The organism is Campylobacter concisus (assembly GCF_003048535.1).
Classification (GTDB): Bacteria; Campylobacterota; Campylobacteria; order Campylobacterales; family Campylobacteraceae; genus Campylobacter_A; species Campylobacter_A concisus_S.
This window is the reverse complement of record NZ_PIRQ01000004.1, coordinates 100,472-119,751: the sequence shown is the minus strand read 5'-3', so window position 1 is coordinate 119,751 and position 19,280 is coordinate 100,472. Positions and strand designations below refer to the sequence as shown.

Annotated in this window: 16 protein-coding genes; 11 read left to right on the top strand and 5 right to left on the bottom strand. The window is 39.5% G+C overall.

Features of this window, described 5'->3' with window-relative positions; translation table 11 throughout:
• Window positions 1–53: 53 nt before the first annotated feature.
• The 6 genes from CVS93_RS05165 to CVS93_RS05140 are packed head-to-tail and all read left to right on the top strand — an operon-like array spanning window position 54 to window position 4,496.
• Window positions 54–1,412: an MATE family efflux transporter gene (locus CVS93_RS05165; RefSeq protein ID WP_107686831.1), complete on the top strand. Its 1,359-nt coding sequence runs from the start codon at window positions 54–56 to the stop codon at window positions 1,410–1,412.
• A gap of 47 nt (window positions 1,413–1,459) precedes the next feature.
• Window positions 1,460–2,128, top strand: coding sequence for a CsgG/HfaB family protein (locus CVS93_RS05160; protein ID WP_084041904.1), 669 nt, complete (start codon window positions 1,460–1,462; stop codon window positions 2,126–2,128).
• Window positions 2,113–2,517 carry a DUF4810 domain-containing protein gene (locus CVS93_RS05155; RefSeq protein WP_107686830.1) on the top strand — a complete coding sequence of 135 codons (405 nt, stop codon included), beginning with the start codon at window positions 2,113–2,115 and terminating at the stop codon, window positions 2,515–2,517. Before CVS93_RS05160 ends, CVS93_RS05155 begins: the two co-directional genes overlap by 16 nt.
• The gene (locus CVS93_RS05150) at window positions 2,507–3,184 is read left to right on the top strand and encodes a DUF799 domain-containing protein (protein ID WP_103599904.1); all 678 of its coding nucleotides are present in this window, start codon (window positions 2,507–2,509) and stop codon (window positions 3,182–3,184) included. Before CVS93_RS05155 ends, CVS93_RS05150 begins: the two co-directional genes overlap by 11 nt.
• Window positions 3,185–3,189: 5 nt before the next feature.
• On the top strand, window positions 3,190–4,077 hold the full coding sequence (locus CVS93_RS05145) for a DMT family transporter (protein ID WP_107686829.1): 888 nt from the start codon (window positions 3,190–3,192) through the stop codon (window positions 4,075–4,077).
• The gene (locus tag CVS93_RS05140) at window positions 4,074–4,496 is read left to right on the top strand and encodes a Sua5 YciO YrdC YwlC family protein (RefSeq protein ID WP_107686828.1); all 423 of its coding nucleotides are present in this window, start codon (window positions 4,074–4,076) and stop codon (window positions 4,494–4,496) included. The genes CVS93_RS05145 and CVS93_RS05140 overlap by 4 nt, the downstream gene beginning before the upstream one ends.
• Before the next feature lie 9 nt (window positions 4,497–4,505).
• On the opposite strand, the gene CVS93_RS05135 is transcribed toward CVS93_RS05140, so the two are convergent.
• The 3 genes from CVS93_RS05135 to CVS93_RS09930 all read right to left on the bottom strand — a co-directional run bounded on the left by CVS93_RS05135 (window position 4,506) and on the right by CVS93_RS09930 (window position 8,609).
• On the bottom strand, window positions 4,506–6,233 hold the full coding sequence (locus CVS93_RS05135) for a peptidase M3 (RefSeq protein WP_107686827.1): 1,728 nt from the start codon (window positions 6,231–6,233) through the stop codon (window positions 4,506–4,508).
• 9 nt (window positions 6,234–6,242) lie between these two features.
• Window positions 6,243–7,637: a C4-dicarboxylate transporter DcuC gene (dcuC, locus tag CVS93_RS05130; protein WP_107686826.1), complete on the bottom strand. Its 1,395-nt coding sequence runs from the start codon at window positions 7,635–7,637 to the stop codon at window positions 6,243–6,245.
• A gap of 324 nt (window positions 7,638–7,961) precedes the next feature.
• Complete coding sequence (locus CVS93_RS09930; protein WP_234400094.1) at window positions 7,962–8,609, bottom strand: toxin-antitoxin system YwqK family antitoxin; 648 nt, start codon at window positions 8,607–8,609, stop codon at window positions 7,962–7,964.
• A 677-nt stretch (window positions 8,610–9,286) separates the two neighbouring features.
• Here CVS93_RS09930 and CVS93_RS05120 point away from each other — a divergent pair.
• Window positions 9,287–11,851: a pentapeptide repeat-containing protein gene (locus tag CVS93_RS05120; protein WP_107686824.1), complete on the top strand. Its 2,565-nt coding sequence runs from the start codon at window positions 9,287–9,289 to the stop codon at window positions 11,849–11,851.
• Window positions 11,852–12,009: 158 nt separating this feature from the next.
• Here the strand turns inward: CVS93_RS05120 and CVS93_RS05115 are convergent, their stop codons facing one another.
• Window positions 12,010–12,516 (bottom strand): DNA-deoxyinosine glycosylase, encoded by a 507-nt coding sequence (locus CVS93_RS05115; RefSeq protein WP_107686823.1) that lies wholly within the window; start codon window positions 12,514–12,516, stop codon window positions 12,010–12,012.
• A 134-nt stretch (window positions 12,517–12,650) separates the two neighbouring features.
• Entirely contained in the window at window positions 12,651–16,253 is a 3,603-nt protein-coding gene (gene nifJ, locus CVS93_RS05110; protein WP_107686822.1) for a pyruvate:ferredoxin (flavodoxin) oxidoreductase, read from the bottom strand.
• Window positions 16,254–16,426: 173 nt separating this feature from the next.
• On the opposite strand from nifJ, the gene CVS93_RS05105 reads away from it, so the two are divergent.
• From CVS93_RS05105 to fldA, 4 genes are all read left to right on the top strand, one after another.
• Entirely contained in the window at window positions 16,427–17,590 is a 1,164-nt protein-coding gene (locus CVS93_RS05105) for a sugar transporter (RefSeq protein ID WP_107686821.1), read from the top strand.
• A 132-nt stretch (window positions 17,591–17,722) separates the two neighbouring features.
• The gene (locus CVS93_RS05100) at window positions 17,723–18,034 is read left to right on the top strand and encodes a DUF2325 domain-containing protein (RefSeq protein ID WP_002939277.1); all 312 of its coding nucleotides are present in this window, start codon (window positions 17,723–17,725) and stop codon (window positions 18,032–18,034) included.
• A gap of 3 nt (window positions 18,035–18,037) precedes the next feature.
• Window positions 18,038–18,751: a UDP-N-acetylmuramate--alanine ligase gene (locus tag CVS93_RS05095; RefSeq protein ID WP_107686820.1), complete on the top strand. Its 714-nt coding sequence runs from the start codon at window positions 18,038–18,040 to the stop codon at window positions 18,749–18,751.
• A gap of 11 nt (window positions 18,752–18,762) precedes the next feature.
• Window positions 18,763–19,254: a flavodoxin FldA gene (gene fldA, locus CVS93_RS05090; RefSeq protein ID WP_107686819.1), complete on the top strand. Its 492-nt coding sequence runs from the start codon at window positions 18,763–18,765 to the stop codon at window positions 19,252–19,254.
• Window positions 19,255–19,280: the final 26 nt, after the last annotated feature.

The window sequence follows — 19,280 nt, the reverse complement described above, 5'->3', positions numbered from 1 at the left end:
AGCAGATCTTGGCTTAAATATATTAAAATTTTTAAGTTTATCTTAGGGGAAGCATGGTAAACAAAATCAAAGATCAAAATACAAAATTTTTCTCAAATGCTGATCTTGCGAAGCTATTTTTCCCTATTGCGGTTGAGCAGTTTTTAGAGTATAGCCTAGGGCTTGCAAACTCGCTAATGGCAGCAAGTGTTAGTGAAAGCGCTGTAAGTGCGATTAGTCTTGTGGAATTTGTCATGGCGCTATTTATTAGCATATTTACTGCTATCGCTACTGGCGGCTCAGTGGTTGCTAGCCAGTATCTTGGTAGTAAACAAAGTGGCAACGCCAAAATCACAGCAAATCAGCTCGTTTGGTTTAGTTTTATCTTTGCCCTTTTTATCGCAGCGGTCATCATAGTTTTAAAAGATATTATCCTAGATTATGTCTTTGGCGATATTGGAGAGCAAGTAAGGCATGATGCTAGCCAATATCTTGTTTTCTCGGCCATTTCCGCGCCATTTTTGGCTGTCTATGCAGCAGCTGTGGCGATCTTTCGCACGATGTCAAACGCAAAGCTTCCTATGTATATTATGGCGGCTGCAAATTTATTAAATGTACTTCTAACTGCCATTAGTATTTATACATTTCATACTGGTATTTTAGGTATTGCCATCAGTACGCTTATAGCCAAGATGCTTGCTTGCTTTGTTATAGTCTATTTGCTTCTTGATATAAGGCTAAAACTTCACATAAGAAATAGCTTTATCTATAAATTTGACTACGAGATCATCAAGAAAATTTTAAATATCGGAGTGCCTTATGGCTTTGAAAATTCGATGTTTTATGTGGGTCGCATCATCGTTTTGAGTCTTGTTTCACTCTTTGGCACAGCAAGTATCGCTGCAAATGCCGTGGGCGGGACGATCGTGATGTTTCAAGTACTCCCTGGCATGGCGATAGGCACAGGCCTAAGCGTAGTAGTGTCTAGATGCATCGGCGCAAACGACTTTGCTCAGGCTAAATTTTACGTAAGAAAGTCGATGATAAGTATCTATATCGTGCAGCTTTTTAGCACAGTAGTAATTTTGCTTTTACTTGAGCCATTGCTTCTTGTTTATAATCTCTCAAGCGAAGCCATAAATTTAACAAGGCAGATCGTCTGGTATCACGGTATCGCTATGTGTCTTATTTGGCCACTTGCCTACACATATCCGACCGTTTTTCGTGCTGCAGGGGACGCTAAATATCCGATGATTGTAAATTTAGTTTGTATGTTTGCTTGTAGAGTCATCTTGGCCTATGTCTTTGCGCTCACATTTGATCTTGGTATGATAGGTACTTGGTTTGCAATGTTTGCTGACTGGGCTGTGAAGGCGGTGCTTTTTACGATTAGATACCTAAAAGGCACATGGATGAATTTTAAAGCTATTTAAAAATAAATTTAGTAATATACAAGCGATTTTGTCGCAAAGGATAAAAAATGAAAAATGTATTTAAAGTTGGTGCAGTTTTGCTTACGGCAGCTCTTTTTGCTGGATGTGCGAGTGAGAGTTCAAGGGTTGTTGAGACTCCAAAAGTAGCAAGCTACGGCACAGTTTACAATGGTCAAAAAATTTCAGTTTCGATAGGTCGATTTAATAATCAATCAGCTTACCAAAATGGTGTATTTGCTGATGGCGAGGATAGGCTTGGTAACCAAGCTCAAAGCATTTTGATCACAAATTTACAGCAAAGTGGTAGATTTTTGGTGCTTGATAGATCAAATATGAAAGTAATCAAACAAGAGAGCGAGCTAAGTAAAACCGCTCAAAATCTAAAAGGCGCAAGATACGTGATAACCGGTGATGTGACCGAGTTTGGACGAAAAACTACGGGTGATCATCAGCTATTTGGCATACTTGGCAAAGGCAAGCAACAAACTGCCTATTCAAAGGTAAATTTAAATATCGTTGATACCAAAACAGCCGAGGTTGTCTATTCGGTTAGCGGTGCTGGCGAATACACCCTTTCAAACAGAGAGATCATCGGTTTTGGCGGCACAGCAGGATATGACTCTACGCTAAATGGCAAGGTTTTAAGCCTAGCTATTATTGAAGCGGTAAATAATCTAGTAAATGGCATAGAAAGTGGAGCATGGCAAGTAAAATAAAGCTTGCCGGCCTCGTGCTTTTTGTGCTATTTTTAGCGGGTTGCGGTCATTCAAACGCTCCAAGGTCGATTTATTATTGGGACGGATCATATAGTAGCTCGCTATATAGCTACCTAAATGAAGAGGGCGATACAAACGAGCAAATTTCACGCTTAGAAAATTTGGTGCAGATATCAATACAAAAGGGCTACAAGATCGCTCCTGGCGTATACGCACACCTTGGACTTTTGTATCTAAATAATGGAAATTTAGGCGCTGCAAATACAAATTTTGACAAAGAAGTAGAGAATTTCCCAGAGTCAAGGGAGTATATAAATTTCATCAAAGGCTCTAAAAATTTAACTCCAAAAAAAGTGGAGCAAAAAGAGGGGGCAAATAATGAAAAATAGCCTGAAATTTATAGCCTTTGTATTTTTAGCAGTATTTTTTACGGGTTGCTCTATAAAAGAGCCTGAGCCATACGACTACTCAGAATTTTTACAAAAAAGACCTCACTCTATTTTAGTGCTTATGCCAACAAACGATAGTACAGAAATTTCAGGTCCAGCAGCTGTTTTAGCAAATGCAGTCGCACCACTAAGTGAGGCAGGATACTATGTATTTCCAGTGGCTCTTGTAAATGATACCTTTAAGCTAAATGGTATAACCGAGCCAAGCGAGATCGCAGCCGTACCACTAAATAAGCTTGATAAAATTTTCCATGCTGATAGTGTGCTTTATATAAATATAAAAGATTATGGTACGAGCTATGCGGTCATCTCAAGCTCAACAAAGGTTGTCCTTGAAGCAAAGCTTATCGATATAAAAAGCGGCGCTACTCTTTGGCAAGGCAGTGCTATGGCAGCAGAAGATAGCAGTAGTGGCCAAAGCAGTCTACTTGGCATGTTAGTCTCAGCCGTCATCTCACAGGTGGCAAATACCATCTCAGATAGATCGTATGATCTAGCAGTGATGGCAGATGCTTATTTATTTTCAAGAGATTGCCATAACTGCATACTTTATGGACCATATTCGCCGTATTACGGCAAAGATGCACAGCTTCATAAAGATAGATAAATTTAATGAATACTCATCGTCTTGGGATACTCCTTACTTTAGTTGGCGGTATCCTTTGGGGGTTTAGCGGGGTTTGTGGGCAATATCTATTTTCACTTGGTATAAGTTCTGATTTTTTGGTGCCATATAGACTGATGCTAGCTGGCATTGTTATTGTGATTTTTTATGCTTTTAAAGAACCAAGTGCCGTTTTTGCTCCGATTAAAGATATAAAGCTTCTTGGTGAGTTTTTAGTCTATGCCCTGCTTGGGCTTATGATGACGCAGTATGCCTACTTTTACTCCATTGAGCTTTCAAATGCCGCAGTAGCGACTGTTATTCAATACACTGCTCCTACTTTAATTTTAATGGTCATTTGCATAAAAGAAAAACGCGTCCCAAGAAAACTTGAAATTTTAGCTCTATTTTTAGCCATGCTTGGCGTATTTTTCCTAAGCACACATGCTCAAATTTCATCTCTTGTCATTTCGCCAAAGGCCTTGTTTTGGTGCTTAGTTAGCGCTATTTGCGTTTGTGTTTATAATCTTGCTCCAGCAAGGCTGAATGCTAAATATTCAGTCACTCTCACGCTTGGCTGGGGAATGGTTATGGGCGGAGTAGTGCTTGCTTGTTATATGAGAGTTTGGGATTTCGCTGGGCTTAATGGGATAAATCAATGGCTTACATTTATTACTGTTATTGCGCTTGGCACCATTTTTGCATTTAGCTTTTATATGATAGGTGTTAAGCTAATAGGCGCAGCAAAAGCTAGTTTATTAGCCTGCATAGAACCACTAAGTGCAGCATTTTTTGGCTACTTTTGGCTTGGAACAAAATTTGTATTTTGGGATTTTTTAGGATTTGCTCTAATAATCTCTTGTATATTTTTACTATCAAAAAGAGAAAAACTATGATATTTCTAGCACAAACCGATACGACAGCTGGCTTTTTGAGTAAAGATTATAAAGAGATAAATAAGGCCAAAATGCGTGATGAAAATAAACCTTGCCTTATCACAACGGCAAAATTTAGCGTTTTAAATGAGCTTGTTAGAGTGCCAAAAAAATATAAAAATTTTATACGCCATTCAAGAAAAGCTACATTTTTGTATCCAAATTTAAAGGCTATTAGAGTCGTAAAAGAGTGTGAGCACGAAAAATTTTTAGCTAAATTTGACTGGTTTTATTCAAGCAGTGCAAACAAGAATGGACAAAATTTTAATAAAACTTGGGCTATGAGCGTGGCTGATGAAATAGTAGATGATCATTTTTTCGAAGATGTTCCATCAAAAATTTATAAAATTTCTCGAAAAAAGATAAAACGTTTAAGATAACTAGTAAATTTATACAGCCATTATCTTTTTAAACTCATCTAAATTTTTTAGCGCTTCATCTATGCCAATCAGCCAAAATTCGCACTTTGTCGTATCTTTTTTAAAGTGTTTTTTCATTAGCTCTTCCACGCTTTTTGTGCCACACTCTATTAAAAATTGTTTATAAATTTTGCAAAATTTTGCTTCATCTTTTTTAAACTCACTTAGAAAGAATTGTGATAGCAGATAGCCGACGCTATAAGGATAGTTGTAGATATAATTATCTGTTTTATAAAAATGTGGCTTAAAATATGGCAAAAATTCTTCAACATCGCTCGTGCTGTCTTTATAAAATTTATCCCAAGCTTGTTTTAAAATATCGCTTGCATCTTTTTTGCTGACTTGACCTTTTTGTCGGAGCTTTATAAAACCAGTCTCAAACTCGTATCTAACGCTTATATGAAGTAAAAAATTTGCAGCGCTTTTTAGCTCCTGCCATAAAATTTCTACTCTAAGTGAGTCATCTTTTTTTAGTTCATTTCGTAAAAGAGTTTCATTGAATGTACTCGCACTCTCAGCTAAGCTCATTGGAAAATTTGCGCTTAAAACAGGAAGATCACGCATCAAGTAGTAGTGCCAAGCATGCCCAAGCTCATGTGCTTGCTGGATTAAGTGTGAAAGAGTATTCATGTAGGTGGTAAAAATTCTTGGTTGCTTAAATTTTGGCAAACTTACAAAAAATGCTCCGCCAGCTTTATTTTCTCGCACATCGCTTTCTATCCAGTGTTTATCTATCATAAGCTTGATAAAACTATCTTCGCCCAGTGGCTTTAATGCTTTTTTGATGATTCTAATAGCCTCGTCATAAGAAATTTCACTGTGCTTGCTAAGTGGATAAGGCGCCAAAAGATCGCAACTTCTTATACTTTTACTACCTAAAAAGTTAGCTCTTACTTTTACACACTCTCTTATTTTTTCCACTCTTTTGCTAATGGCTTCTTGCATAGCGTTTAAAGTGTCAAGGCTCATTTTATTTTCTTCAAGGCTTGGCGTTAAAAAATCAACTTTTGCTGCCTTAAATTTAGCCAGTCTAAATCCATGAAGCATATTTAAGATATCAAGATAAAGATCGGCAAATTTATCATAGTGAGAACTCAGAGCATCAAACACATTTTTGCGTAAAATTTCATCATCTGATCCTTTTAATATACCCATACATTTTGCAAGATTATAGCTTTGTGTTTTTGCATTTTTATTGGCAGCAGAGATATTTATTAAATTATTTAGATGTCTAAAATTTGTAAAAAGTGGAAAAAAATTTGTGAGCGCTAAATTTGTAAAAAACTCTCTTTCGCTCTTTTTTTGTATTTTGCTCTTACTATTTTTATGCTCTAAATATAGAAATTTTATATGTTTAAATTGAGTGCTTTGAAAAATTTTATCATCACTTTTTAGGCTATCAAATTTATCAAAAAGTAGCTCCTTTGCCGTATCAAGTTTAGCTTTTTGCTCTTTTATTTTTAACTCAAATTTAGTAGCTAGCTCATCTTTTGTATTATCGCTACTTTTACAACGACAAAATGCGAGTAGGCTAGTTGTTTCTTTGTATGCTTCTTCGTATGAGATGATAGCTTTAGTAAGCTCGCTATTGTTTAAAAATTTAACCAAATTTTCATTTTGTGCTTTTAGATTTTCAAATGATGAGGTAAAAATTTCGTTATCAAAATCTACGTAAGAATCATCAAAGCTCCATCTCATATTTTCTCCTTAAAATGATAGTAAAAATACAAATATATGGTGGCTTATAAGACCTAAAATAGCTGGCACGCTACATCTTTTAATTAGCGAAAGCGGGCTAATGTGAAGCATGCCTGAAATGGCTACCACTACGCCAGAGACAGGTGAAAGTGGTCTAGCTATTGTGGAGGCTTGATGCATAGGAAGCACGAGCATAACAGAGTTGATGTTTAAACTCTTAGCTATATTTGGCACCATATTTAAAAGCGGATAAAAGCTTGCACCATTTGAGCCAGCTATGATTGTAACGATGGTTGTTATAAATACAAAAAGTATAGACATGCCAAGCCCTCCAAAACCTATGCTTTTTGCCAAATTTACAATAGCATCAAGCATACCAAGAGCTTTAAAACCTTCAGCAAATATACCAGCTGCCACAACTAGCATAACAACACCGCTTAAGCTTTTTGCCATGGCATTAAAAAATACTTTTAGCCCTTCACCAAGCTTTTCAAAGCTAAATTTATGCCTAAATGCTTCAAAAACCATAGCAATTATCATAGAAAGGATTATGACGCTTGATATGTTTAGTTTTATAGTTTTTAAACAATATGGCGAAAAGACTACTACTAAAATCATCGGTAAAAATGGTAAAAGAGCATAGATCATAGGTGCTTGCTCTTTTGGAACATCTACCTTATCGTCAAAACTAATGCTCTCTCCTACATGCTCGCTACAAACCCAACCTTCTTTTTTGTCTAAGTATCTATTCCAAATAACTAATGCAATGCCGATCACGAGCACAGTTGGAAGAGCCGCTGGAATTTTATAGATAAAAACATAATCAAGCACCTCAAGTTCAGTTGCTTTTGCAGCAGCGGCTGTCGATGAGCCAAGAAGTACCATTGAGCTAGCTCCACTCATCGCACAAATACTACCAACGCTTAGTTTATTTAGTCCTAGTGATATAAGAACTGGTCCAAGAAGTGCAAGACAAAGCACGCCAAGTCCAACTGCGCTGGTTATTACCATGCTTATAAGTTTTGCTACGCAAAAAGCTATGAATATCATAAAATATGGGCTTTTTATGGCTTTAAACCTTTTTGTGGCGATGCCCACAAAGGCTTGATTTGCTCCGATATGAGTCATATAACTTGCAAAACCGACCATTAACATGATTAAAAGTCCAAGTTGTGAAAAATTATTTGAGAGCATATAGCGTATAAACTCAACTACATCTAGCAAGGAATTTCCAGTGCTCTTTACCTTTTCTGGTAAAAATTTTCCCGTATCAAGAATGACTGAAGAGACAAGCATGATAACACCAGATAGTAAAAGAACGAAAGTGGCGTATTTGCCTTTTAAAATCGCCCAGCCTACAACAAAAAGCGTAAGTAGAGCTATGATTAGACCAAGAGTATGCATTTTTGCTCCTTATTAAGATATTTAAAAACCAGAATACAAAAATCAAAAATACACTTAAAATATAAAAAATAATATTTATATACTTGCAATTATACTACTTGTTATATTGAAATTTCGCTTTTATTTATAAAAATATTATCGATTTTATAAATGAGATTGCTACTTTTATGACTAAGATGCAAAAGATAAATATAAAAATTTTAATATTAAGTACGACTATTGTAGTGTTATTTAAAGCCAATTAAAATATGCAAAATATAAAAGGACGTAAATGTTTGGTTTGGTAAAAATTCAAATGATGCCAGTAGCAACTTATTTTAGTATTTATTCCCGCGGAAGTCCGTTTTTATCAGACTTATCACTGATTAACTTACCCGATTCGTCGTATTTTTTGGCGCGGATGAGCCTGCCGCGCACAAACTCCCCTTCGGCCTCTAGTTTGCCGTTTGCGTAGTAGTGTTTCGCCGTGCCGACCTCCAGCCCGTCCTCAAACGTCACTCTGGCTTTTAGCGCGCCGTTTTCGTGATACTCCTCATATAGTCCGTGATAGCGTCCGTTTTTAAACATTACCTTTGCAGCCAGCGCCCCGCTCTCGTAGTAGTCCAGCCCAGCGCCTGTTTGGCGGCCGTCTTTATACTCGTATTCGCCTCTGAGCTTGCCGCTTGGATAGTATTCGCGCGCGACGCCGTCCTTTTCGCCGCCTTTGTAATTTTCTACCACGCGCGTTTTGCCGTTTTCGTAAAATCGCTTCCAAACGCCGTTTTTGAGGTCGTTTTTGTATTCGCCCGTCTCCTCCACGGCGCCGCTTTCGTAGTACCATTTTTCCGCGCCCTCTCGCTTGTCATTTTTGTAGGTTCGCACGCCGCGGATTTTACCGCTTTTGTAGTAGTCGATATCCTCGCCGTTTCGTAGCCCGCCGACATAGGGGCTGCGTGCGCTAACCTCGCCGCTAACGTAATAGTCGGTAAACACGCCCTCTCGCTTGTCCGCCTTGAAAACACCATCCTGCTTTAACGCGCCGCCCTCGTCAAAATAGTAGCGGCGATAACGCCCGTCGCGGACGTCATTTTTGTATTCGCTCTCGCCCATCAGCGCGCCGCTATCTGCATGGTAGTGCTTAGCCGTGCCCTCGCGGACGCCGTTTTTTAGGGGGTATTCGTTTGAGGGTTTGTCCCTGCCGTCAAAATAGTCTCGATATCGCACCGCCGTGCCGCCCTGCACGTCTATCTCGCGTATAAGAGTGGGCGGCAGAGGTTTTAGCCTCGGATAGATCATGCCCATCGCATTTACGTCATATAGGTCCTCGACGCTGTAGCGCAGCATCTTTAACGTGCCGTCGTAGAGCTTGCCTTTTACGTAGTAAAGCCCGTTTTTTAGGCTTGCTTCGGGCTTCATTACGATTTTTGGCTCCAGCGCCTGCCCGCCGATGGCTAGAAGCGGAAGTAAAAATAGAAATTTTAGGATTTTCATGGTTTTCCCTACTTTGTTTGACTTGGGTAATTTTAAAATTTGAAACTAAATTTAAGGTGAAGATGAGGCTAAAATCCATTGTTTGTTTTTATTTATTGATAATTAATTTACAAGTTGGTTTTTGATAGTATTTCGCATAACGTAAATTTTTAGAATGTGCATGATAGCGAGGTTTAAAAATGGGTTTAGATATAGATAAAATTTTGCAAGCGCCAAGAGAAGAGATTGAGCAAAATGATCTTAAAAGACTTAAAGAGTTTGGAATTATTAGCGAAAATATATATCTTTTTGATACACTAGAGCGGCCCAAAAAACAGTATTGGGTTAAAAAATGCGAATATGACGGTCAATCTTTTTTCATTTTTAATTATTTTTTCTTTAGCTTGGATCCAGGTCTAAAAAATCATATAAATTTAGAAAAATATCTACAAAGCGATGAACCAAATATAATCCTACAAAACTGCCTTATAGGAAATCAAAAAGATATAAAAAATTTAAGCAAAATCAAGCAAGCTATTATAGTTACCGGCTCTGAATTTCCCAATATCAGCTCTTGCGAATTTGAAAACAAAGTATTTTTATGCGATATCAGCAATAACAGCACGTTTGGCGGATGCGAATTTGTAAAAGAAGTTTACGCAGATGGATATGCGTTTTTTCAGACATGCACGTTTAACGGCGATTTTATATCCAAAAACGCTAGAGAAGATATAGACTTTATAGGTTGTATTTTTAATAAATCTTTTGAATTGACTACAAGAAATAAATTACAAGATATAAATTGTGAAGGAACGTATTTTAATCAAAAATTTACTGTGGATATTAGAGAATTTGATTCTTTAAATTTTTCGCATACCATTTTTAATTGCGAATTTAAATTACAATCTGAACAGATTAATGGAAAAGAGGTAAATTTTACCAATGCTAAGTTTAAACAAAAAGTAAGTTTTTATCGAAAAACAATTGACTGTAGAATATTTTTTGACGAAGCTTGTTTTGAGAATAACTTAATCCTTATAAGAACTCGTTTTAATAATGAAGTAATTTTAGATAAAGCAATTATTAAAGGGGAAGCGCAATTTTATGGAACTAAATTTAGCGAAGCAATACTGACAGAAACAACTTTTAAAAATAAAGCCGACTTTTTAAATGTAGTATTCAATAATAAAGCAGATTTTACAAATGCCGTTTTTGAAGCGGATACAGACTTTAACTCTGCCACTTTCGACGATGAAGCACGGTTTTTTAATGCAGACTTTAAAGGCACGGCAATTTTTGAAAATACCAAATTTCAAAAAGAAGCAGACTTCAAAACAGATAGTAATCTTACTTTTGGAAAAGATGTAAAGTTTAAAAATACGATTTTTCTGGATAATGCTTATTTTAATAATAGAGTTTTTGAGGATTTTGTCGATTTTCATGAGGCTGATTTTAAAAAAGTCGCTTGCTTTTATAGCGTAACTTTTAAAAAACCGGTTAATTTCTCATCAATTATTTTTAATGGCGCTTTAAATTTCGTAAATGCAAAAACGGATTTTACTTACGAAAATCTAAAAGAACTTGTCAAGACTCAAAATGCAACTGATGTAAATACCGATAATATAAAGAATATAAATGATTTTAGGGACGGGTTTAGACTCATGAAACACGCTTTAAATAACAAAGGTAATGCGCTAGACGCAAGCTTGTTTCACCGCCTGGAACTATACTGCAAAGAGCTAGAATTAGAATTTACTCTTGAAAATGCAAAGGCTAAAAATAGCGAAAATAGTAAAGAAGTAAAATCTGTCGATGAAGTAGAAGCTAAGCCCAAAAGCAAAAGTCGTATCGAGCTTTTTTTAGATTTGATAACGCTAAAATTATATAGAAATACCAGTGATCATCACACAAATTTATTTAAGATAATAAACTTTACTATTCTAAGTATTGCTGTGTATGGATTGTCTTTTTGGGTTTTAGATGATTTTTTGTTGAAAGCAATGATTGATAGTCCTAAAATATTGGTGCTATTGTTGCTGTTTATTTTTTTAATTGGACTACTAACATGTTTATTATATTTTGTAGTGGAGTATAAAATACTGTGGGCAACTGCGCCGATAGGAATTTTTGCATATATCATTTTCATTACACCAGGCTTAGTTAATGCTTTTGACTATTCTGTTTATGTTGTTGTTTTTATACTTCTATATGTGACATTATATGCTTTGTCGTTTTATTTATTTAGATTTAGTTTTGTGCGTTTTATGACATATTTAATTTTTATGGCTATTTTTTTGGATAAACCTGTATTAATAACGCCGTTTATTGGTATTTTTACATCGGAGAAAATAGCTGAAAGCAAATTTGAAGAATACATAATAAAATACAATAATAATGGCTTGGACGATATGCTTCTGGATGCAAATTTTACTAATATAAAAGCAGAACATAAGATCAATTTTATAGTTAAAAATAGAAAAATAATTTTAGAAAGATTGGATAATAGTAGAACAAACACTCCTTTAATTGATTTTGTGAAAAAATATATAAAATATTCAAAGGAACCCATGGATAATAATGCCAGCTACAAAAATTTAAATGAAACCACTAAAAAATCGTATGAAAAGGCTCTAAATGCTCTAAAATACGATGAAGCAATGCAATCAATACAAAAAAGTGCAAATTTGCTTTACATCTTTATTATGCTGCTCGTCATCTACTCTCTTACAAAAACCGCACGTAGAAATTCTGTAGTGCCTAGCTAGCGGGTTATGCCGCTATTTGCGGCAATGAAGCGAACAAGTCTTTTTAAATTTTGCTCGCTTCTTAAATTAATGTTCGCGAAATTTGGCGGCGACTTCGTTTTAGATTTTACCGTTTGCGATAACAAACAAGTAAATTAGCTAAGTTTGGATAGATGAATTTAGCCATCTCTTAATGTATCTGCTACGACCGTCCACTCTTGCACGAGCTTTTCGAAGCCAAAATTTGCGTTTGCGGAGCTAGTCGAGGGTAGCTTGACGGGCGGTTTGCTAGTTGCGTTTAAAATTTGATTTTTTAGGTATTTTTCGCAGATTTCATGCGCCTTACCGCCGTTTGAAAATACCTGCGCTATGCACGCGCTGTTAAAAATCGGCTCTAAATTTGCTGGCTTGACGGCGGTCATTTTGGCGTCGCTCGAGCCCTTTATCTCGCACGAGATCGCAGCGTCGTAGATAGCGATGCGGTGAGCGAGCAGAAAATTTATCTTCTCATCCATGCTTTTGGGTAACGGAGTGTTTAAAATCCCGGCCAGCACACGCCAAAAGCGATTTTGCGGATTTGCGTAGTAAAAGCCAAATTTGCGAGAAACGACGGAAGGGAAGGATCCGAGGATTAAAATTTTAGAGTTTTTATCGAAAATCGGTTTAAAAGGATGGGTTTGACTCATTTTGCGCCTTTTAAATTTGTCGCGTTAAATTTGATATTTTCAAATTTGGAAGCAAATTTAACCGCCCAAACGAGCGGCTAAATTTACAGATATTTTCCATCGCCCGTCAAATTTGAGCGAGAGAAATTCGTGCCCTACTCGGCTACGGTATCGGCAGAGGCATCCTCGGCGCTTTCAGGCGCACCAGGATCGATCTCATCGCTAAAATCAGCCAAGCTTAGGCGTTTTAGCTGGCGGTAGCGTCTTTGCGCGTCGGCCTTGTTTTTAGCCAGCAGCTCGTCCGCGTGCTGCGGGTTGGTTTTCTTAAGCGAGTTGTAGCGAACTTCGTTTAGCAAAAACTCCTCGTAAAGCGACCAATCAGGCTCTTTTGAGGTCATTTTGAGCGGATTTTTGCCCTCTTTGATTAGGCGCGGATCGTAGACGTAGGTCGGCCAGTAGCCGCATTTAGTCGCTAGCTCGCCTTGACCGCCGGAGTAAGCCATGCCGCCTTTTATACCGTGCGCGATACAAGGCGAATACGCAATCACGAGGCTAGGTCCGTCGTATGCCTCGGCTGCGGCGATGGCTTTTATCGTGTTTGCTTGACTCGCGTTTGAGTTGATTTGAGCGACGAAGATATTTCCGTAGGTCATCGCGATGTAGCCTAGATCTTTTTTTTGCATCGGCTTGCCAGAGGCCGTAAATTGCGCTATGGAGCCCGCGCGGCTGGATTTTGAGCTTTGACCGCCGGTGTTTGAGTAGACCTCGGTGTCAAGTACGAGCACGTTTACGTTCTCGCCGCTAGCTAGCACGTGGTCAAGCCCGCCAAAGCCGATGTCGTACGCCCAGCCGTCGCCGCCGATGATCCACTGGGATTTTTTGACGAGGTATCTTTTTAACTCTAAAATTTCTTTTACGCCCTCTACGCTTAAATTTTGCTCCAAAATCGGCGTTAAAATTTTAGCGATTTGCGTCGTTTTCTCGCCGTCGTTTTTGTGCGCGATCCAGTCGGAGTATAGCGCGGCTAGGGCATTTGGCGCGGTATCTTTGGTGCGTAGCATGACGTCTTCGATGCGGTGGCGCAGCGTCTCTACCGCGACGTTCATACCCATGCCAAACTCCGCGTTATCCTCAAATAGCGAATTTGCCCACGCTACGCCCTTACCCTCTTTGTTCGTCGTATAAGGCGTCGAAGGCGCGCTACCGCCGTAGATCGAGCTACAACCGGTGGCGTTTGCCACGATCATACGGTCGCCGAACAGTCTCGTAACAAGCCCGATATAAGGCGTCTCGCCGCATCCGGGGCACGCGCCGTGAAACTCAAATAGCGGCTGAGCAAATCCCACGCCCTTGACGCTATCTTTGCTCATCAGATCGTCTTTGTAAGTTACTTTTTTAAATAAATAATCGGCGTTTTCCTGCTCGTGCCGCTCCATCTCCTCGGCTAGCGGCACCATGACGAGCGATTTTTCCTTGCTCGGGCAAATTTGAGCGCACAGCTCGCAGCCCGTGCAGTCAAGCGGACTAACTTGGATTTTATATTTTAGCCCTTTTACCTCTTTGCCTTTGGCGTCTAGGACGTGATCTTGTACGGTTTGCGGCGCGGCGACGAGCTCGTTTTCATCGATGAGAAACGGTCTGATGACCGCATGCGGGCAAACGAAGGCGCACTGGTTGCATTGGATACAGTTGCTCTCGATCCACTTCGGCACCATGACGCCGATGCCGCGTTTTTCGTATTGCGTCGTGCCTGATTTAAAGTGTCCGTCCTCAAAGCCCACAAACGCCGAAACCGGCAGGCTGTCGCCTCTGGCGGCGTTGATAGGCTTGACGATTTTTTCTATAAATTCGTCGCCGACGTATTTTTCCTCGTTAGCGGCGTCATCCGTCAAATTTGCCCAGCTAGAATCAACCGCGACCTTAACCAGTCCGTCAGCGCCCATGTCGATAGCCTTGTAGTTCATCTCCACGATCGCTTCGCCCTTTTTGGCGTAGGCTTTGTGCGCGTATTCTTTCATGTATTTTTGCGCGTCGGCAAACGGGATGATGTCCGCAAGTTTAAAAAACGCCGACTGCATAATGGTGTTCGTGCGGTTTTTTAGCCCGATCTCGCGAGCTAGCTTAGTGGCGTTGATGATGTAGAAATTTACCTTTTTAACGGCCAAAATTTTCTTTACTTTATTCGGTAGTTTAGCGACCGTCTGCTCGGCGTCCCAGATCGAGTTTAGCAGGAACGTCCCGCCCTCGCGGATACCGTCTATGACGTCGTAAATTTCAAGATATGCCGCGACCGAGCAGGCTACGAAGTGCGGATTTGAGACGAGGTAGGTCGAGCGGATCGGGTTTTTACCGAAACGCAGATGCGAGCGCGTATAGCCGCCTGATTTTTTGCTGTCGTAGGCAAAATACGCCTGCGCGTAAAGCTCGGTTTTGTCGCCGATGATTTTGATGGAGTTTTTATTCGCCCCCACCGTGCCGTCCGCGCCAAGACCGTAAAATAAGCACTCTTTCACGCTTGCGTCGCTTAGCGAAATTTTCTCGCCGACTTTTAGCGAGGTGAAGGTCACGTCGTCCTCGATACCGACGGTAAAGCCGTTCTTGGGCCCCTCTAAATTTAGGTTTTCAAATACAGCTAGCATCTGAGCAGGATCGACGTCTTTTGAGCTTAGGCCGTAGCGGCCGCCTACGATCACGGGCTGATTTTTGCGTCCGTAAAACGCAGCCTTGACGTCCAGATATAGCGGCTCGCCGAGGCTTCCGGGCTCTTTCGTGCGGTCTAGCACGGCGATCTTTTCTACCGTCTCAGGCATCACGTCAAAGAGGTATTTTAGGCTAAACGGACGGTATAGATGCACTTTTAGCACGCCTACTTTTTCGCCCTTTGCGCGTAGGTAATCGACGACTTCTTCTAGAGTTTGCGTTACCGAACCCATCGCGACCACGATGCGCGTAGCGTGCGGATCGCCGTAATAATTAAACGGTCTATAATCGCGTCCCGTGATTTTTGAAATTTCTTTTAGATACTCGGCCACGATATCAGGCACCGCGTCGTAGTAGCGGTTAGCTAGCTCGCGCGTCTGGAAGTAGATGTCGTCGTTTTGAGCCGTGCCGCGAGTTTTCGGGCTCTCGGGGCTTAGCGCCTCGTCTCTAAATTTTTGCAGCGCCTCGCGGTCAAGAAGCCTATCAAAGTGCGCGTAGTCAAGCACCTCGACCTTTTGTATCTCGTGGCTCGTACGAAATCCGTCAAAAAAATGCAAAAACGGCACGCGACCTTTGATCGCCGCTAAATGCGAGACACCGGCGATATCCATGACCTCTTGCACGGAGCCGCTTGCTAGCATCGCAAAGCCCGTTTGGCGACAGGCATAAATGTCCTGATGGTCACCAAAGATAGAAAGCGCCTGGGCCGCGATAGAGCGCGCGCTCACGTGGATGACGCCCGGTAGCAGCTGGCCTGCGATTTTGTACATATTCGGGATTTTTAGCAAAAGCCCTTGCGAAGCCGTGTATGTGGTAGTCAGAGCGCCTACTTGCAGCGAGCCGTGCACGGTGCCCGCAGCCCCGCCCTCGCTTTGCATTTCGACGACTTTAACGGGCATACCGAATAGATTTTTCTTGCCCTGAGCCGCCCACATATCGGTGTAGTCTGCCATCGGCGAGCTAGGAGTGATCGGGTAGATGCCTGCAACCTCCGTAAATGCGTAAGCCGCGTGCGCCGCAGCCTCGTTTCCGTCCATAGTTTTCATTATTTTAGCCATTTTTCCGCCTTAAATTTTCTTACGATTTTTAAAAATCTTTTATTATAGAGCTAGTTTCCAAAATCTACTATTAATCTATGTCATTAATAAATTCTGAGAATTTTGCCTTTTAAATTACTAACTTTAAGCAAAATTCCATTACCGTAATGAAAAAATAAAATTAAGGATAAAATTTGATAAGTGTTCATAGGGTAGCCTATTTAAGGGTTATAGCTCTTGCTTTTTGTGCTTTTATATTTAACACTACTGAGTTTGTCCCAGTGCCACTTTTAAGTGATATTGCAAAAGACTTTGATATGAGCACGGCTGATACCGGTCTTATCATCACGATTTATGCGTGGAGCGTCACTATACTCTCTTTACCGCTTATGCTTTTAACTGCAAATTTAGAGCGAAGATCTCTTCTTTTAAAAGTTTTTATCGTATTTGTTGTAGCTCATACGCTTTGCGCCTTTGCTTGGAATTTTAAAATTTTAATTGTTGCTCGGTTGATGATAGCTATTGCCCATGCCATTTTTTGGGCTATCACTGCTTCACTTGCTGTTAGGCTAGCACCGATAAATAAAAGCTCGCAAGCTCTTGGATTGCTAGCTCTTGGCACATCACTAGCGACGATACTTGGTCTACCACTTGGAAGAATTTTAGGTGACGCACTTGGTTGGCGTGTGACTTTTGGGCTGATCGGAATTTTTGCTGTTGGTGTTGGAGCTTGGCTATATAAAATTTTGCCACTTCTGCCAAGTAAAAACTCAGGCTCACTTAAAAGCTTGCCAGAGCTTGCAAGAAATGGTCTTTTAATGGTCATATTTTTACTAACGGCAATTATCATAAGTGCGCATTTTAGCACCTATAGTTACATTGAGCCATTTGCAAAAGATATCAGTGGCTTTGATGGAAAATTTATCACAATATTCTTGCTTATATTTGGCGTTGCTGGCGTAGTTGCAAGCCTGCTTTTCTCTAAATTTTATAAGCTCATTCCAAATGCATTTTCAGCAATTTCTATCATGCTTATTTTATGTTGCTTGCTTTTGTTAAATTTTATTGCTAAAAATGAAGTTTTAATGCTAGTCTTGGCCTTTATTTGGGGGCTTGGCATAGCTGGTGTAAATATGAGCTTTCAAATAAAAGTGCTAAATCTTGCCTCAAATGCAACTGATGCTGCAATGGCGATATTTTCGGCTATTTATAACATAGGCATCGGAGCAGGGGCGCTAATAGGGCATCAAACGATAGTTCATTTAGGCGAGCAAAATATCGGTAATGTTGGTAGTTTTTTTGCCGCAAGCGGACTTATCATATTTTTATTTACGGTATCTAAGATTAAAAGAGTTTAGATGTTTAAATATCTAAGCAAAACGTTACAAATTTCTACATATAAGTGATAATAAATATCATAACTAAGAAAAATTTTAGTTAAGCTTCCTTATAATCATTATCAGAAAATGAATAAATTTTAGGAGCTTATTATGTCAGTTTTAGTTATCGGTGCAGATGAGATAACGCCTATCAAGGCAGTTTTACATGATTTGGGAGCTGAGAAGATAGAACACTGGGATGCTAGAAATGAAAACCGTGTAAATCGCAAGCCAATTCCTCAAGATACCGAGTGTGTGGTGATGCTAACTAGTTTTTTAAACCACAACACTATGAAGACTATTAAAACTCAAGCAAAAAAGAGAAATATTCCAATTGTTTGTGCAAAAAGAAGTGTTAGCTGCGTATTTTGCGAGTATTGCAAGGTCTTTGGGCTAGATAAGGAATTTGGATGCAAAGAATAATCAATGAGATTCGGGCTTTTATCAGATATTGGCGAAATAACTCCAAATATTTTTGCAAAGCTTGATAGGCTTTCGCGTGCAAAAATTTTTATTGCACTTTATAATTCTGGTGTAGAAAGTGAGCTAAAAATACCACTTTCTTACGCTAAATTTCTAAATTTCAAAGAAATTTTTGAGGCCAGGATAAATTTCCTGCTTCGTGAGAAATGTCTAAATTTTAAGCCAGCAGACCGCTTTTGTATTTCATCAAATATCATCATAAATGCTTATTTAAAAGGTGACTTTTCAAAGATAAAATTTATAGCAAAAGAGCCAAAAATGGCGGCTGCAAAGATGATAAAAATGCTTTATGCAAGTGGAAAATTTGAGTTTTGCATCGATGCGGCACAGATGTTTTGTCAATTTGTTTATGATAAAATACGCCTCCGCCATCAAGATAAAGAGGTCATGCTAAATAGCGGTGTCATTTCGGTTAAAAAAGATGGTAAAAATTTGCTCAGCATCATGCCAAGCTTTAAAAAAGTGAGCTTTGATGATATGAGAAATTTAAACGACGATATAGATAGAGCTGTCGGTGTGCTTGGTCACGAGTGCGAGATGGTTTATATCGTTTTTCCTAGAAATGAGGAATTTAGGCGACACGTTGAGGTTAGGCACTGTTATGCGAGAGGTTTGATCAAGCTTGTGCCTTATACGATTATTAGTAAAATTTTTTAAAAAGGATAAAAATGATAGGTATAGTTTATGGAAGCAGCATGGGAAATACCGAAGATGCAGCAAAACTTATAAGTGAGGGTCTAGGCCTTGAAAATGAGCTTTTAAACGTTGCTGATGTAGACGCAGCGAAGATAAATAGCTTTGATAAGCTCATCCTTGGTACATCAACCTGGGGTAGTGGTGATCTTCAAGATGACTGGGATGCGTTTGACTTTAAAGCGTTAAATTTAAGCGGAAAAACAGTCGCTGTTTTTGGCATGGGCGATAGCGAGAGCTACTCTGATGAGTACTGTAACGGCATGGCAAAGCTTTATGATGAGGTTGTAAAAGCTGGCGCAAAGGTAGTTGGTGAGGTTAGCACCAATGGATATACATTTGATGGCTCTGATGCTGTAAGAAATGGAAAATTTGTAGGCTTAGCACTTGACGCTGATAACGAGAGCGACAAAACTGAGGGTAGAATTTCAGCTTGGATCGAGCAGATAAAGCCTCATTTTGCTTAATGTAATTTTAGCTAGAAAAACTCTAG